This window comes from Agrobacterium sp. Ap1, assembly GCF_017313375.1.
Lineage (GTDB): Bacteria > Pseudomonadota > Alphaproteobacteria > Rhizobiales > Rhizobiaceae > Neorhizobium > Neorhizobium cellulosilyticum.
This window is the reverse complement of the sequence record NZ_JAFLMY010000016.1, coordinates 1-16,561: the sequence shown is the minus strand read 5'-3', so window position 1 is coordinate 16,561 and position 16,561 is coordinate 1. Positions and strand designations below refer to the sequence as shown.

Here is a 16,561-nt window from a genome sequence, read left to right as displayed (position 1 = left end):
GTCCCGAAACTCAGTCGAGACGCATGGCAATGCCGTGATCAGCCATATAGCGTTTTGCCTCTCCGACCGTATAGGTGCCGAAGTGGAAAATCGATGCGGCGAGAACCGCCGTCGCATGACCTTGTTTGACGCCAGCCACGAGATCGTCGAGATCCCCGACGCCGCCCGATGCAATCACTGGCACACGCACTGAGTCCGCAATCGCGCGGGTCAGCTCCAGATCGTAGCCGACCTTGGTGCCGTCACGGTCCATCGAGGTGACCAGTAACTCTCCGGCGCCGCGCTCGACCATACGCTGAGCAAAATCGACGGCGTCGATCCCAGTCGGATTACGGCCGCCATGGGTGAAGATCTCCCATCGGTCCGCTTCGCCTGCTGCCGAAACCTTCTTGGCATCGATCGACACGACGATGCACTGGTTGCCGAACTTGTCGGCGGCTTCCGCGACGAAATCGGGATTGTTCACCGCTGCCGAATTGATCGAAACCTTGTCGGCACCGGCCAGCAGCAGCTTGCGGATATCGCCAACCGCGCGCACGCCGCCACCGACGGTCAGCGGCATGAAGCAATGGTCAGCCGTGCGGGCGACGACATCGAAGATCGTCTCGCGATTGTCGGAAGAGGCGGTGATGTCGAGAAAGCAGAGCTCGTCGGCACCGGCCAGATCATAGGCCTTGGCCGCTTCCACCGGATCGCCAGCATCGACCAGATCGAGAAAGTTGACGCCCTTGACGACGCGGCCGTCCTTCACGTCGAGGCAGGGGATGACGCGGGCTTTGAGGGTCATGCTGCACGGCCTTTCGCGGCGCGGATCAGCGCCAGTGCTTCGGTGGGATCGATACGGCCGTCATAAAGCGCGCGACCGGAAATCGCGCCTTCGAGGCGGGCCGCATCCGGCTCGAGCATCCGGCTGATGTCGTCGAGCGAGGCAAGCCCGCCCGAGGCGATGACCGGAATTGAGACTGCATTGGCGAGTTCCAGCGTCGAAGCCCAGTTGATACCGGCCAGAATGCCATCGCGGTCGATATCGGTATAGATGATCGCGGACACGCCGGCACCTTCGAACTTCTTCGCAAGCTCGATCACGCCGAGTTCGGACGCTTCCGCCCAGCCTTCGACTGCTACCTTGCCTCCCTTGGCATCGATGCCGACGGCGACCTTGCCCGGAAACTGTTTGCAGGCCTCGATGACAAGCGCCGGGTCACGCACGGCAACCGTGCCGAGGATCACCCGTGCCAGGCCTCGGGAAAGCCAGCTTTCGATATGATCGAGCGTGCGGATGCCGCCGCCGAGCTGAACCGGGTTTTTCGTTGCCTTCAGGATCGCATCGACCGCAGCGCCATTGACGCTTTCGCCGGCAAATGCGCCGTTGAGATCGACCACATGCAGCCACTCGAACCCTTGGTCTTCGAAGGCTTTCGCCTGCGCGCCGGGGTCCGGGTTGTAGACGGTCGCCTGCTCCATGTCGCCAAGCTTGAGGCGCACGCACTGACCGTCCTTAAGGTCGATAGCCGGGAAAAGGATCATCTTTTGGGTCCTAGAATAGATGCGCGAGCCTTAAGGCTTCCAGCGCAGGAAGTTGGAAATCAGGGCGAGGCCGAGTTTCTGGCTCTTTTCCGGATGGAATTGCGAACCCGCCATGTTGTCGCGTCCGACAAAGGCTGTCATCGCACCGCCGTATTCGGTCGTGGCGATCACTTCGGCCGGATTGGTTGCGGCAAGATGATAGGAATGGACAAAATAGGCATGCAGGCCGTCCGGCCCGGTCGGGATGCCGTCAAACAGCGGGTGAGGGGTGGTAAGTTCCAGCGTATTCCAGCCGATCTGCGGGATCTTCAGGTCTGGATCGGATGGCGTCATCTCGACGACATCGCCCTTGATCCATCTAAGCCCTTCGGTCGTGGTCTTTTCCAGCCCGCGCGAGGACATGAGCTGCATGCCGACACAGATGCCGAGGAAAGGCCGTGCCTTCTGCTCGACCGCTTCGATCAGCGCTTCATTCATGCCCGAAACAGCCTTCAGGCCGGCGCGGCAATCTGCATAGGCGCCGACACCCGGCAGCACGACGCGGTCCGCTGCGGCAACGACATCCGGCTTGTCGGTCAGCTCGATGGCAGCATCGATGCCGGCCTCGCGGGCGGCCCGTTCGAATGCCTTGGTGGCCGAGCGCAGGTTGCCCGAGCCGTAGTCGATGATTGCGACGCGCATCAGCGTCCTCCGTGATCGAAAAGTCCGAGAGCCGGACCTTGCCAGCCCGAAACGGGCGGCTGTTTTGTCTTTGCCCAATCCGCAGAAGAGGGCAGGGGCTGCGTCTCTTTCTGCGGCAGGGCGGAAAAATAGATCTCTTCTGCGGTCTCTCTGTCTGTCGCGCTGATTACGCTTTCGAGCGTCCAGCCGCGGCGGGCGAGAGAGTTGGCGTAATGGTTACGGCCTTCGAGCGCGACCAGGACATGTATCGCAAAGCCGAGCAGCAATCCGCCAAGCCAGAAGCCCTGTGTGCCCATCAGCAAGGCTCCGGCGACCTGCAACACGAGCGCGAAAATTCCCGCAAGCCAGAGCCGATGCCAGATCAGCCAGATCCAGGAAAAGATGAGCGCCATCCAGGAAAACCCGTCGGGCAGGAAAAGCGTCGAGCGGTGATCCCTGTCGGGACCATTCGGCGGTATCAGAACGAGATAGCTTCTCAAGGATGATCTCCCGGAAGCGTCAGGCGAGCGTTCCCTTTGTGGACGGAACGCGGTTGGCCTGTCGCGGATCGATTTCGGTCGCAACGCGCAGAACGCGCGCCACGGATTTGAAGCAGGTCTCGGCGATATGATGGTTGTTGGCGCCGTAATGGTTGAGGATATGCAGGGTGATCCCGGCATTCTGTGCCAGCGCCTGGAAGAATTCGCGCACCAGTTCCGTATCGAATGTGCCGATCTTCGGTGCCGAAAACGCAACATTCCAGACGAGGAAAGGCCGGCCCGACACGTCGATTGCAGCCTTCGTCATCGTCTCGTCCATGGCGAGATCGAGCGAGGCATAACGGGTGATGCCGCGACGGTCGCCGAGCGCCTTGGAAATCGCCTGGCCGATCGCAATGCCGGTATCCTCGACCGTATGATGGTCATCGATATGCAGGTCGCCCTTCACGTCGATTTCCATGTCGATCAGCGAATGTCGCGAAAGCTGGTCGAGCATATGGTCGAAAAAGCCGACGCCCGTCGAAATCTTGGCCGCGCCGGTACCGTCCAAATTGACGAAAACGGAGACGGAGGTTTCATTGGTCTTGCGGGAAACGCTTCCCACGCGTGCGGCTGCGGTTTCGCCCATAGGGGTCTGCTCCAATTCTGATTGCCGCTCCTTATCAGCCGATTGGTGAAATATCCAGCAAAAGCACGGGCCTTTGCGACACCTTGTCGATCGGAGGCGGCGAGATTGTATTCGGCGATGAGCCACTTACATAGGTGTCGACACGATCCCGGCAAAGCCAGAGTGGTTTGGCGGGATTTCTTCGATCCAAAAGCCCGCTTTCAAAGGGGCAGACAGGTGTATTGATGACAACTATTATTACAGTCAGGAAGGGCGGCAAGGTGGTCATGGCCGGCGACGGTCAGGTGAGCCTAGGCCAGACCGTGATGAAGGGCAATGCGCGCAAAGTGCGCCGCATCGGCAAGGGCGGCGACGTGATCGCCGGGTTTGCAGGTGCCACGGCAGATGCCTTCACGCTTCTCGACCGTCTTGAAAAGAAGCTCGAGCAATATCCCGGCCAGTTGATGCGCGCCGCCGTCGAACTCGCCAAGGACTGGCGCACCGACAAATATCTTCGCAATCTTGAAGCCATGATGCTGGTCGCCGACAAGTCCACGACGCTGGCGATTACCGGCAATGGTGATGTACTTGAACCGGAACACGGCGCGATCGCCATCGGTTCCGGTGGCAACTACGCCTTCGCCGCAGCCCGCGCCCTGATGGACAGCGAAAAGTCCGCTGAAGACGTGGCGCGTCAGGCACTCGATATCGCAGCCGATATCTGCGTCTATACCAACCACAATCTCATCGTCGAAACGCTCGACGCCGAATAATCATCCATTCCCACAAGGGTCCCGCGGACCGGGCCGCGTTGGCCGGCCGCAACGGGAAAGCCGAGAGGATCACATGACCAATTTCTCCCCCCGCGAAATCGTCTCCGAACTCGACCGTCACATCATCGGCCAGCATGATGCCAAGCGTGCGGTGGCGATCGCATTGCGCAACCGCTGGCGCCGCCATCAGCTCGACGAGAGCCTGCGTGACGAAGTGATGCCGAAGAACATCCTGATGATCGGCCCGACCGGCGTCGGCAAGACGGAAATCTCCCGCCGTCTCGCCAAGCTCGCCGGTGCGCCCTTCATAAAGGTCGAGGCGACAAAATTCACCGAGGTCGGGTATGTCGGCCGCGATGTCGAGCAGATCATCCGCGATCTCGTCGAGATCGGCATCGGCCTCGTGCGCGAAAAGAAGCGCACCGAAGTGCAAGCCAAGGCGCATCAGAGCGCCGAAGAGCGCGTGCTCGATGCACTGGTCGGTGCAACGGCCTCTCCCGCTACACGCGACAGCTTCCGCAAGAAGCTCCGCGCCGGCGAACTGGACGACAAGGAAATCGAAGTCGAAGTGGCCGATAGCGGATCCGGCATGCCCGGTGGTTTCGATATCCCAGGCATGCCCGGTGCCAACATCGGCGTGCTCAACCTGTCGGAAATGTTCGGCAAGGCCATGGGCGGCCGCACCAAAAAGGTCAAGACGACCGTCGCGAAGTCCTATGGCGAACTGATCCGGGATGAATCCGACAAGCTGATCGACAACGAAGTCATTCAGCGTGAAGCTGTCCGTTCGGTCGAAAACGATGGCATCGTTTTCCTCGACGAGATCGACAAGATCGCGGCGCGCGACGGCGGCATGGGCGCCGGTGTTTCACGTGAAGGCGTGCAGCGCGACCTGCTGCCGCTGGTCGAAGGCACCACCGTTTCGACGAAATATGGACCGGTAAAGACGGATCATATCCTCTTTATCGCCTCCGGCGCCTTCCATGTTTCAAAGCCATCGGACCTGCTGCCGGAACTTCAGGGCCGTCTGCCGATCCGCGTCGAACTTCGTCCGCTGACCAAGGAAGATTTCCGCCGCATCCTGACGGAAACCGAGGCCAGTCTCATCCGCCAGTACAAGGCGCTGATGGGCACTGAAGATCTGACCCTGGAATTCACCGAGGATGCGATCGATGCCTTGGCGGATGTCGCAGTTCACTTGAACTCGACGGTCGAGAATATCGGTGCTCGCCGCCTGCAGACGGTGATGGAGCGCGTGCTGGATGAAATCTCCTTCACCGCTCCGGATCAGGGCGGCACGTCGGTGAAGATCGATGCCGAATATGTCCGCAAGCATGTCGGCGATCTTGCGGCCGATACCGACCTGTCGCGCTACATTCTCTAATGCTCATGCGTGGCAGCCGGGCAACGTTCGGTTGCCACGCATCTCTGCCTTGACGCCTTTTTGAACGTCTTTATCTCGACATTCCAATATGTCTTAACGTATGGGTGACGCGCTTTCGCGAAGACGCGAGCGGCTTCCCAGATCGATCTGTCACAGTTTCTGGAGCCGGCAGTGGCGCAGATAAAACGCTGGGACACGGAAAATCTTGAAACGCACTCTTATTGCATTGCTGCTGACTGTCGCCTGGGCGGCTTCCTCGACCGGTCCGGTCATGGCCATGACCATCGTGCCGGAAGGCAATCGCAATGCCGTGCAGCCCAAGATCCCCGGCGCTTCCGTGCGCCGCACCCGCGCTGGCCGCACCACTTTCGACGACAAATACGACAAGATCCGTGAGCTTTTGGCGACCGACAAGACGCTGATCGGCAAGATCAAGTCCACCGCGGCGGCCTATGGCATCGATCCGATCCACATGGTGGGCGCGATCGTCGGCGAGCACACCTATAATGTCGACGCCTATGACAGGCTGCAGAGCTATTACGTCAAGGCGGCGGCTTATGCAGGAAACGCTTTCCGCTTTGCCTATGACGGCGAAACCATCGCCGAATTCCTGACGCATTCGCAATTTTCCGCCTGCGAAGACAAGTCAGGTTCCTACGCGCTGTGGAATTGCCGCGAAGGCGTATGGGAAAAATCGTTCCGCGGCAAAAAGGTCGATGGAAAGGCCTATCCCGACAACCGTTTCAGCGCGGTCTTCTTCCAGCCCTTTTATGCCGGCCAGACCTTTGGTCTCGGCCAGGTCAATCCGCTGACGGCGATGATGTTGTCCGACATGGTGTCGCGCACGTCCGGTTATTCGAAGCTGGATGAAAACGACGCTGCGGAAGTCTATGAGGCGATCATGGATCCCGACAAGTCGCTCGCCTATATGGCGGCCAATATCCGCCGGTCAATCGATGACTACAAGTCGATCGCCGATGTCGATATTTCTCGCAATCCCGGCATCACCTCGACGCTTTACAATACCGGCGGTTCGGCCCAGCGTGCAGCGGCGCTGAAAGCCCGCGGCGGCCTGCCGGAAGAGAATTATTACGGCTGGCTGGTCAACGACAAGATCGCCGAGTTGAAATCGCTGCTCTAAGTCCTGATATTCATTTAATCAGGAACGGAAGAGGAGGGTTGCCCTTGGACATGCGCCCCGACCCCTTTGTGCCGCCGGCACCCATACCGCGCACCATCCCGCCATCACGGCTGGAAATCATCCGCACGGTCATGCGCAACCCGCTGGAACTCTGGGGTGTGCCGTCCTACACCTTGCCATGGATCAAGACGAAATTCTTCAAGGAACGCACGCTGATCGTCAACGATCCCGGGCTGATCCGCCATGTCCTCGTCGATAACGCCTCAAATTACGAGATGTCGGAAATCCGCCAGCTGATCCTGCGGCCTATCCTGCGCGACGGATTGCTGACGGCAGAAGGCCCGGTCTGGAAGCGTTCGCGCAAAGCGATGGCGCCAGTTTTCACGCCCCGCCATTCCCGTGGCTTTGCCGGCCAGATGCTGGCGAAATCCGAGGAATACACGGAAAAATATGCGGCGGTCGGCACTGACGGAGCGGTACACGACATTTCCATCGACATGACGGAACTTGCCTATTCGATCCTGTCGGAAACCCTGTTCTCGGGCCAGATCGTTACTCAGAGCAACAGTTTCTCCGATGATGTCGACAGCCTGCTCCATCGCATGGGCCGCGTCGACCCGATGGATCTCTTGCGCGCACCGGCCTGGGTGCCGCGCCTGACCCGCATCGGCGGCCGCAAGGTGCTGGAAAAATTCCGAAACATCGTCGCTGATACGATGAGGGAGCGGCAGAAGCGCATGCGCGAGACGCCGGACGCGGTGCCGCAGGATTTTCTCACCCTGCTCCTGCAGCTCGAAGGTCCGAACGGCCTCTCGCTGGATGAGATCGAGGACAATATCCTAACCTTCATCGGCGCCGGCCATGAAACGACGGCCCGTGCGCTCGCCTGGACGCTCTATTGCGTCGCCCATTCACCGCATGTGCGCGAGGCAATGGAGAAGGAAATCGACCAGGTTCTGGCCACCGGTGCCGAGCCGGTAGAATGGCTGGAACTGATGCCCTGGGTGCGCGCCTCCTTTGAAGAGGCCCTGCGGCTTTATCCGCCTGCACCATCGCTCAACCGCGCAGCCATCACAGATGACAAATGGACGAGCGCGACGGGTGAGAGCGTTGAGATCGAAGCAGGTGTCACCATTCTCGTCATGCCCTGGACGCTGCATCGCCACGAACTTTATTGGGAAAAGCCGCGCGCCTTTTTGCCGGAACGTTTTCTGCCGGAAAATCGCGACAAGATCGGCCGGTTCCAGTACCTGCCTTTCGGTGCTGGTCCGCGAACCTGCATCGGCGCTACCTTCGCCATGCAGGAAGCGGTGATCGCGCTTGCCGTATTGATGAAGCGCTACCGTTTCGATGCCCTGCCGGGTACTGACATCTGGCCGGTGCAGAAACTGACGACCCAGCCGCAGAATGGCATGCCGATGCGTGTAAGCATCAGGTCCTGACCGCGACAGAACATGTCTTTCCCGGTCGATTGAACCTGTCGCGCCATGCTTTATTGATTGCTTCATAAGGATTTGGGAATTCTTGCGTGGCTTCACCTCTTCTTCTCGGCATCGATACCGGCGGCACCTACACGGATGCGGTTCTTTTCCGCGAGGATGAGGGGGTGATCGCCAAGGCGAAATCGCTCACCACTCGGCATGATCTTTCCGAAGGAATCTCGGGTGCTGTCGAAGGGGTACTGGCAAGGAGTGGTATCCCGGCCGCGGAAATCGCCATGGTCTCGCTGTCCACGACGCTTGCGACCAATGCTTTGGTCGAAGGGCAGGGGGATCGGGCAGCGCTTGTCATGATCGGCTTCGGCCCGGACGATATCGCCCGAGGAGGGCTCTCGGAAGCGCTCAGTACCGATCCGGTGATCTTCCTACCTGGCGGCCACGATGTCCATGGCAACGAAACGCCGCTCGATATGACATCGCTGGATGAAGCTTTGCCGCCACTCGGCCCGAGCGTCTCATCATTCGCCGTAGCCGGATATTTTGCCGTCCGGAATCCGGCTCATGAAATCAGGGTGAGGGATCGAATCCGCGAACTGAGCCACAAGCCCGTCACCTGCAGCCACGAGCTTTCCTCGAAACTGGGCGGACCGCGGCGCGCCTTGACGACGCTGCTCAATGCCCGCCTGGTGTCTATCATCGACCGACTGATCGGTTCGACCGAAGATTTTCTCGAAAAATCCGGCATCCATGCGCCCCTCATGGTCGTGCGGGGCGACGGTGCGTTGATGTCCGCTGGCGAGGCACGGCTACGGCCGATCGAGACCATTCTCTCCGGTCCGGCGGCAAGCGTTGTGGGTGCTCGTTACCTCACCGGCCTGGATGAGGCAGTTGTGTCAGACATCGGTGGCACCACGACGGATGTGGCGATAATTCAGGGCGGCAAGCCGAAGCTTGCGCTTGATGGCGCGAATGTCGGCGGTCACAATACGATGGTGGAGGCCGTCGCCTTGCGCACTTTTGGCCTCGGCGGTGATTCGGAAGTGCATATCGATGACCGTGGGCTAGATGCAAAAATCACACTCGGTCCTCGACGTCTTCTGCCTCTCAGCCTTCTGGCGGCCACCTATGGCGATAGCGTTCTGTCGGCTATCGATATGCAGCTACGTGCCACCCACACTGGTCGCCACGATGGCCGTTTCGCCGTCCGGATCGCTTTGAACGAAGCCTTGGCTGGGATCCTTCAACCGCAGGAACAGGCGCTTCTTGCGCGGATCGGCTCGGCACCCGTGGCTTTGAATGCATTACTCACAATGAATTCCCAGAAATCGGTTCTCGACCGGCTTGTGGGCCGTGGGCTCGTATACTTGAGCGGCATCACACCATCTGACGCGCTGCATGTTCTTGGTCGCCAAGGCCAGTGGAATGCCGATGCCGCACGATTGGGGCTGCAGCTCGCAGCCCGGAAGAAGACCGGCGCGGGACGCGAGATCGCCACGTCGCCAGAAGATTTGGCCGGCAAAATCGTCGCGAGGCTGACCCGGCAATCTTCCGAGATTTTGCTTTCGGCCTGCCTTGCGGAAGACGGTGCCGAATCAGTCAACCCATCGGTCTCGCTTGCGGTTGATCGGGCATTGAAGCGCGTACCGGGTATCGCCCGGTTTTCCATTTCGCTTGACCGTCCGCTTGTCGGTCTAGGCGCTTCGGCACCGGTCTATTATCCTGCAATTGCCGATATGCTTGGAGCCGAATCGATCATCCCTTCTGATGCGGATGTTGCCAACGCCATCGGCGCTGTCGTCGGCCATATAAGGGTTATGGCGACGGTCACCATCACTTCGCCGGAAGAAGGTGTCTATGTTGTAACCGGTGCCGGTGAGACAACCACGATAATCGGGGAAGCGAATGCGCTAGAAGCCGCTGAGGAGCGGGCAGTCATTGCAACGCGGCGCAAGGCCGGACAGGAAGAGGCCCAAGGCATCCTGATTTCTATCGAAAAAGAGATTATGGCACCGGAAGTTGAAGGCGGACGAAAACTCGTTGAAGCCCGCATCGTTGCCACTGCAACGGGCCGCCCGCGGATGGCACATCCACAATCCTGACCGAACCGTCGTGGGCTTTCCGCGCCTTGATACCCGTAATCCCGCAGGCAAAGCTACGGCACAGGAAAGGGTGACGGCCGGTAGATCTAGGCTCATGTCATAGCAGCAAAAAAGCCGCCGGGAATGCCCTCGGCGGCTTTTTGATTTCGGTATTCCGTCAGTCCTACTGGACCACGACGACTTTGGTTGCCTTGCCCGGACGCACCCGGCTGTAAAGGTCGATAACGTCCTGGTTCATCAGGCGAATGCAGCCGGATGAAGCCGCCGTGCCGATTGAGGCCCATTCCGGCGTGCCGTGCAGGCGAAACAGCGTGTCCTGGCCCTTTTCGTTGAACAGATACATGGCGCGTGCGCCAAGCGGGTTGTTCAGGCCTGGACCCATGCCGTTTTCGACATATCTGGCGACATCCGGCTTGCGGGCTGCCATTTCCTTCGGCGGATGCCATGTCGGCCATTCCTGCTTCCAGGCAACATAGGCCGTGCCCGACCATGCAAAACCAGCCTTGCCGACGCCGATGCCGTAGCGCACAGCACGGCCGCCCGGCAGGATGTAGTAGAGATGGCGTTCACGGGTATTGACGATAACCGTACCCGGCTTTTCCGCAGTTTCGTAGTTCACGATCTGGCGGACGAACTCCTGCTTGACCCGGTTGATCGGAATGGCCGGCAGGGTATAGCCTGCATCGGTCACCGATCCGTAGGAATCGGTGAAGATCTGGGCCGTCTCGATGCGAACCGGTGCATCTGTCTTGGCTGTTTCGGACGTGGTCGAGCAGCCGGCCAGGGCGGCGGTTGCCAACAGGCCGAGTGCGAGCATGCTGTTGCGAAAGCGCATGGATATCTCTTGGTGAAACTATCGATTGAAATGGCGTCAAGCCGCCGTCGAAACCGTTATTTTCCATTCGATTGCGGTTGGCAAGTTGCGCAAGCGCTAAGCGCGTCGGCAGCAGTCGAATTGAAAAGCCCATTGTCTTTTTGCAACATTCACAATGCTGCCCACCTGTAATGGCTGAGGAACAGGCATGACGATATTGAATGTTGTGAACGACAACCCTCTGATCGATGGCCGTCAGTCGCCTCGCGCGATGATGGTCCGCAAGGGTGCGCAAATCCTGCTTCACGATATGAAGCATGCTGTTCTGCCCGAACTGGTCTTGCCGAATGGCAGAAGGGCCGACCTGATCACCGTATCCGATAAGGGAGAAATCTGGATTGTCGAGATAAAGACCTCGATCGAGGATTTCCGTATCGACCGCAAGTGGCCGGAATATCGGACTTATTGCGACCGGCTGATCTTTGCAACGCACAGGGATGTCCCGCTCGAAATTTTCCCTGAAGACTGCGGCCTGATGGTGTCGGATGGTTATGGGGCGCATCTCTTGCGTGACGCATCCCAACACAAGCTTGCGCCGGCGACCCGCAAGGCGTTGATGCTCGATTTTTCGCGTACAGCGGCGCACCGCCTGATGATGGCGGAATGGTCTACCGGCAAGAGCTTCGACGACATAGAGACGTAGTCAAGGGCATGGCCTGCCTCTCTGCCGCAATTACATAAATCCCGCAGCCCGCAAGTCGCGGCGGGCGCCTTATTTCGGTGCCCGCTTTGCCAGGATGCGCTGCAATGTGCGGCGATGCATGTTGAGGCGTCGTGCCGTTTCCGAAACGTTGCGTTCGCACATTTCGTAGACGCGCTGGATATGTTCCCAACGCACGCGATCTGCCGACATCGGATTTTCCGGCAGGTCAGCCTTTTCTCCGGGACGCTGCGTCAAGGCGTTGAACACATCATCCGCATCGGCAGGCTTGGAAAGATAGTCGACGGCACCAAGTTTGACCGCAGTGACGGCAGTCGCAATGTTTCCGTATCCGGTCAGTACGATGACGCGTGTATCCTGACGGAACTGCCTGATGGTTTCGATGACGTCGAGGCCGTTGCCGTCGCCCAGCCGAAGATCCACCACGGCGTATTTCGGTGCCCGCTGGCGCACTTTGGCAATGCCTTCGGCGACTGTTTCCGCGGCCTCAACGGTAAAGCCTCGTGTTTCCATGGCTCGTGCCAGGCGACGCAGAAACGGTCCATCGTCGTCAACGATCAACAGTGAAGGGTCGGAACCAATAAAGTCCTCATTCTGAGGATTGGATTGCTGCAGTGTTGTTTCCATCTTCATTCTCCGGGATCGATGGACCCCAATTATCATATAGAACGCGATAAAATTGGAGCTAGATCAAATTGGCTTGTCCATAATTGATCTTGGCCATTCTATTCGAATGCGTGCACCGACCTGTCCGTCGCCGCGATTGCTGAAGCGGATCGATGCGCCTGATCGCTCTAGCAGGGTTTTGGCGATGAAGAGCCCCAAACCCAGTCCGCCGGCATGCTCACTCCGCTCGCGTGTCCGGGATGTCATATAAGGCTCGCCGATACGCGAGAGGATAACGGCAGAATAGCCTGGACCATCGTCCTCGATCATGATCGCCACCCGCTGGTCATCGTATTCCACCGAGATGACCACCTCATTCTTTGCATAATCGACCGCATTTTCAATCAGATTGCCAAGCCCATAGAGAATTCCTGCGTTTCTCACGCCTATGGGTTCATGGCCACCGTCGGTTTTCTGCACCAGTCTGATGTCTATGTCGAACTGACGGTGCGGAGCGATCACCTCTTCCATCATCGACGATAGAGGCAGGCGCCGCAAATGCTCCTCGCCCTCCGCTGGCAGTGAGGTCAAGCGCCGCAGGATATCGCGGCATCGCTCGCTCTGGCTGCGCAACAGTTGCACATCCTCCTTGAAGCGCTCGTCCTGCCCCAGCTCTCGCTCCATTTCCTTGGCGACGACGCTGATCGTTGCAAGCGGTGTTCCCAGTTCATGGGCCGCAGCAGCGGCCAGACCATCCAGCTGACCGAGATGTTTTTCCCGCTCCAGAATCATTTCCGTCGCCACCAGAGCGTCGGCAAGCAGGCTGGCCTCATGGGAAACGCGGTAAGCGTAGAAAGCCGCAAAAACCATCATCGAGGCGATCGAGAACCATACCCCGAGCTGCATGATCGGCTGGATACGCAAATGCTCTCCCTCATACCACGGGACCGGGTAAGGAGAGAGTGACAAAACCGTCGTGCACACAAGCGCGAAGACAAGCAGCACGAGCGAATGACGCAATGGCTGTGATGCAAAGGCTATGATGACCGGCACGCAGATCAGCGGTGCAAAGGGATTGCCCAGCCCGCCGGTGATAAACAATAGTGCGCCCATTTGCAGGAGGTCGAAGCAGAGCAAGGCGAGCGCTGATTTCGGTCCAAGCCGGTGGGTGGCCGGAAACCAAGCGGATAAAATGAGATTTGCGACCGCAAGGGCTGCGATCAATATGGTTGCCTGGGCGATAGGCATCGGAAAGTCGAGTACGCCCCAGATGATCAGGACCGTTATTGTCTGCCCCGCCACGGCCAGCCACCTCAGCCTGACGAGGGTTTGTAGGCGGATGCTGCGGCTTACATGGCCGATCTTGCTGTCCTGCGATGAAGTCATGTCTGTACTATGCAATATTGTTTCGGACATTGTTTATATGTGCCTTAAAGTGGTCAAACCTCTTAAAATCGACCCAGTATTTCATGGTACGTGACATCCTGTCACGTACCTTTGGGTTTTGCGCGGCTTGTCGGAGCGGCATCGACCGGATTTTCCGGCCATGGGTGTCTGGGATATCGGCCACGCATTTCCGCCCGAACATCTTTCCATGACCCGGACCAGAAGCCGGGCAGATCGCGTGTCGTCTGGATTGGCCTGTGTGCCGGCGATGTCAATTCAAGAAGCAGCGGCAGTTTGCCGTTCGCGATCGCGGGATGATTTTTCAATCCGAACAGCTCCTGGACACGGATTGTCAGCACCGGTTCTGCGCCATCATACTGGATAGGATGGCGTTGGCCGGTCGGCGCCTCGAAATGGGTCGGCGCAAGCCGGTTCATAGTGTGCAGCAACTCGTGTGGTACCAGCGAACGCAACCCATCCGAAAGGCTCGCCGCCGATATCGAAGTAAGTGCGGACGCATGGCCTTGATAGGGGACGAACCATTCATCAAGGCGGGCTATAAGCGCATCGTCGCTGACATCCGGCCATGGCTCGCCAAGCGATCGATGAAGGAACCCCAGCCTTTCCCTGAATTGCAGGGTTTCCTTCGAAAACGGCAGGCTGTGCAATCCGAACTGCCGTACGCCGTCGGCCAGCGCCCGTGCCGCCTGTTCCCCGGTCGGTTTGGGTAAGGGTTTTTCGCTAAATACGATTGCTCCGAGCCGGGTGGTTTGGCGCGCACGAACCTGACGGCTGGCCGGGTCGAAAAAACATTCTTCTGCGGACCGGATTGCACCGCCCATCTCCGCTTCCACCTCGGAACGAGATATTTCCGCGGCGCTGAGAATGCGTGGCCGCGCAGCCTTCCCGCTCACGTCGGAAATCACCAACATGGAGGCCCCGGCAAGTCGCTCGGTCTCCGGCAGTTCCGCTCCTCGGCCGTTGGCCATGATGAACCGGCCCTTGCCGCCGCGCTGCAGCGCGATCCGGTCGGGATAAGCATGGAGAAGAAGCGGGCCTGCTGACCCGCTTGTCTGTTGTGCTGCCTTGTTTGGCAGACTGTCGGCTATCCGATTGGCCAGACCCCGGCTGGCTTGCGCCCGCTCGCTACGGTCGGCCCGGAACCGCCGCAGCCGTTCATCGAGATCGATATCGTTTCCTCCAAGTCCCTGTTCGGTCAGGAGAACGGCGAGATGGCTCGCCTCGAGCCCGCGTCCTTCCTCGTCCGCATTGATGACCATCGCCGCCAGCCGAGGCGGCAAGGCCAGCTGACGGATAAGATGACCTCTCGGCGTTAGCCGGCCGGTGTCGTCCAATGCGCCGAGAAGGAGAAGCAGGCCTTTTGCCTCGGAAAGCGCAGGTCCGGGCGGTTGATCCAGAAAGGCGAGCGTTGTCGGATCAACCACGCCCCAATGAGCAAGGTCGAGCACGAGACTTGAGAGATCGCTCGCGAGTATTTGCGGCGGCGTGAAATCCGGCAGTGCAGCGGTCTGGCCCGCGTGCCAGAGCCTGATGGCGATACCCGGCATGGTTCGCCCGGCGCGTCCGGCCCGCTGGTCGGCCGAAGCCTGTGATACCCGTACCGTCTCCAGCCGGGTCATTCCGGTGGAAGGCTCGAAGACCGGCAGACGCTGCAATCCGCTGTCGATGACGATCCGCACACCGTCGATCGTGATAGATGTCTCTGCAATCGATGTGGCGAGCACGATCTTGCGCTTGCCAGGCGCTGCCGGCTTGATTGCCAGATCCTGCTCGTGTTGTGTCAGATTGCCATAAAGTGGCGCAATCGCGGTGTCTGCATCGAACCGGCCCTGCAGCCGCTCGGTTACCCTTCTGATTTCCGCCTGTCCCGGTAGAAAGGCAAGGATGGAGCCATCTTCGTCGCGATGTGCGCTTTCGATCGCACGCGTGACTGCGTCCTCGACACGCTCCTGCTGGCTTCTTTCATTATAACGGACCTCGACCGGAAAACTCCGTCCTTTGCTTTTGATCACCGGAGGGTCGTTCAGCAATGCCGCGATGCGATCCGTATCGAGGGTTGCCGACATTACGATTATACGCAGGTCTTCTCGAAGCGCCGACTGTGTGTCGAGCGCCAGCGCCAGTCCGAGATCGGCATCGAGCGAGCGTTCGTGGAATTCGTCGAAGATCACCGCGGAAACGCCGGCAAGTTCCGGATCGTCAAGGATCATTCGGGAAAATACCCCCTCCGTGACGACCTCGATCCGTGTCGCCTGCGAGATCCGCGTGTCGAGGCGCATTCTGTAACCGATCGTCTGCCCGACACTCTCTCCCTTGAGCGCCGCCATGCGCGAAGCGGCAGCTCGCGCCGCCAGCCGCCGCGGCTCAAGCAGGATGACCTTTCCCGTGCACCATGGCTCTTTGATCAGGGTAAGCGGCACCATGGTCGTTTTGCCTGCACCCGGTGGGGCGGAAAGGACTGCACAAGAGCTCCGGCGGAGCGCCACGGTTAGATCGCCCAGCACCTCTATAATAGGGAGTGGCGCATGCGTGCTGCTATCAGATCTGTCCTCTTGGGGTTTCTTTTCCATATATATGTGAGCTCTCGGTATTTTCGGGCGTCTAAAGACCCATCAGGTCGGTGGCGTCCTGATGAGGTTTTGCAATGCCATAGCAGCGCGAAACGCACGAGTGAACAAGAGCGCCGTTTCGACTGCTGAAAATCTATGCATGCCCGCAATTTAAGCCATGAGCATCTGCTCGCATGGCATTGGAGAAAAATGACATTTTTTTAAAAATGGCTGTTGACTCAATCGGGTCGTCGGATCTATAACCCGCTCACTGACGAGGGCGGCGGCGCTGCTAGCGACGAAGCTTCTCGTTCTAAAGAAAACCACTAAAGAT

The 16,561-nt window shown here is 59.1% G+C and carries 15 protein-coding genes; 6 read left to right on the top strand and 9 right to left on the bottom strand.

Features of this window, described 5'->3' with window-relative positions; all coding sequences use genetic code 11:
• Positions 1–10: 10 nt before the first annotated feature.
• From hisF to hisB, 5 genes are read right to left on the bottom strand one after another with little or no spacing between them, the layout of a single operon-like run.
• Positions 11–787 (bottom strand): imidazole glycerol phosphate synthase subunit HisF, encoded by a 777-nt coding sequence (hisF, locus tag JZX87_RS23525; protein WP_206828342.1) that lies wholly within the window; start codon positions 785–787, stop codon positions 11–13.
• A complete protein-coding gene (gene hisA / locus JZX87_RS23520; protein WP_206828340.1) occupies positions 784–1,527 on the bottom strand; it encodes a 1-(5-phosphoribosyl)-5-[(5-phosphoribosylamino)methylideneamino]imidazole-4-carboxamide isomerase in 744 nt (247 codons plus the stop codon). Before hisA ends, hisF begins: the two co-directional genes overlap by 4 nt.
• Before the next feature lie 30 nt (positions 1,528–1,557).
• On the bottom strand, positions 1,558–2,208 hold the full coding sequence (hisH, locus tag JZX87_RS23515; protein ID WP_206828339.1) for an imidazole glycerol phosphate synthase subunit HisH: 651 nt from the start codon (positions 2,206–2,208) through the stop codon (positions 1,558–1,560).
• Positions 2,208–2,687 carry a DUF2628 domain-containing protein gene (locus tag JZX87_RS23510; protein ID WP_206828337.1) on the bottom strand — a complete coding sequence of 160 codons (480 nt, stop codon included), beginning with the start codon at positions 2,685–2,687 and terminating at the stop codon, positions 2,208–2,210. Before JZX87_RS23510 ends, hisH begins: the two co-directional genes overlap by 1 nt.
• Before the next feature lie 19 nt (positions 2,688–2,706).
• Positions 2,707–3,315 carry an imidazoleglycerol-phosphate dehydratase HisB gene (gene hisB / locus JZX87_RS23505; RefSeq protein ID WP_206828335.1) on the bottom strand — a complete coding sequence of 203 codons (609 nt, stop codon included), beginning with the start codon at positions 3,313–3,315 and terminating at the stop codon, positions 2,707–2,709.
• 224 nt (positions 3,316–3,539) lie between these two features.
• Here hisB and hslV point away from each other — a divergent pair, with 224 nt between their 5' ends.
• From hslV to JZX87_RS23480, 5 genes are all read left to right on the top strand, one after another.
• Positions 3,540–4,067, top strand: a complete 528-nt coding sequence (gene hslV, locus JZX87_RS23500) for an ATP-dependent protease subunit HslV (protein WP_148143855.1) — start codon at positions 3,540–3,542, stop codon at positions 4,065–4,067.
• 73 nt (positions 4,068–4,140) lie between these two features.
• Positions 4,141–5,451, top strand: coding sequence for an ATP-dependent protease ATPase subunit HslU (hslU, locus tag JZX87_RS23495; RefSeq protein WP_206828333.1), 1,311 nt, complete (start codon positions 4,141–4,143; stop codon positions 5,449–5,451).
• A 205-nt stretch (positions 5,452–5,656) separates the two neighbouring features.
• The gene (locus tag JZX87_RS23490) at positions 5,657–6,592 is read left to right on the top strand and encodes a DUF1402 family protein (RefSeq protein ID WP_206828331.1); all 936 of its coding nucleotides are present in this window, start codon (positions 5,657–5,659) and stop codon (positions 6,590–6,592) included.
• Positions 6,593–6,636: 44 nt separating this feature from the next.
• Positions 6,637–8,034 carry a cytochrome P450 gene (locus JZX87_RS23485; RefSeq protein WP_206828330.1) on the top strand — a complete coding sequence of 466 codons (1,398 nt, stop codon included), beginning with the start codon at positions 6,637–6,639 and terminating at the stop codon, positions 8,032–8,034.
• Positions 8,035–8,120: 86 nt separating this feature from the next.
• Positions 8,121–10,130, top strand: coding sequence for a hydantoinase/oxoprolinase N-terminal domain-containing protein (locus JZX87_RS23480; RefSeq protein ID WP_206828329.1), 2,010 nt, complete (start codon positions 8,121–8,123; stop codon positions 10,128–10,130).
• 163 nt (positions 10,131–10,293) lie between these two features.
• Here JZX87_RS23480 and JZX87_RS23475 read toward each other — a convergent pair whose 3' ends face one another.
• Positions 10,294–10,965, bottom strand: coding sequence for a L,D-transpeptidase (locus tag JZX87_RS23475; RefSeq protein ID WP_183829654.1), 672 nt, complete (start codon positions 10,963–10,965; stop codon positions 10,294–10,296).
• Positions 10,966–11,152: 187 nt separating this feature from the next.
• On the opposite strand from JZX87_RS23475, the gene JZX87_RS23470 reads away from it, so the two are divergent.
• A complete protein-coding gene (locus JZX87_RS23470) occupies positions 11,153–11,647 on the top strand; it encodes an MmcB family DNA repair protein (RefSeq protein ID WP_206828328.1) in 495 nt (164 codons plus the stop codon).
• 69 nt (positions 11,648–11,716) lie between these two features.
• Here JZX87_RS23470 and JZX87_RS23465 read toward each other — a convergent pair whose 3' ends face one another.
• The 3 genes from JZX87_RS23465 to hrpB form a co-directional block, all read right to left on the bottom strand.
• Positions 11,717–12,292, bottom strand: a complete 576-nt coding sequence (locus JZX87_RS23465; RefSeq protein ID WP_148143861.1) for an ActR/PrrA/RegA family redox response regulator transcription factor — start codon at positions 12,290–12,292, stop codon at positions 11,717–11,719.
• A gap of 63 nt (positions 12,293–12,355) precedes the next feature.
• A complete protein-coding gene (locus tag JZX87_RS23460) occupies positions 12,356–13,657 on the bottom strand; it encodes an ActS/PrrB/RegB family redox-sensitive histidine kinase (protein ID WP_183829648.1) in 1,302 nt (433 codons plus the stop codon).
• A gap of 101 nt (positions 13,658–13,758) precedes the next feature.
• Positions 13,759–16,248 (bottom strand): ATP-dependent helicase HrpB, encoded by a 2,490-nt coding sequence (gene hrpB / locus JZX87_RS23455; RefSeq protein WP_206828327.1) that lies wholly within the window; start codon positions 16,246–16,248, stop codon positions 13,759–13,761.
• Positions 16,249–16,561: the final 313 nt, after the last annotated feature.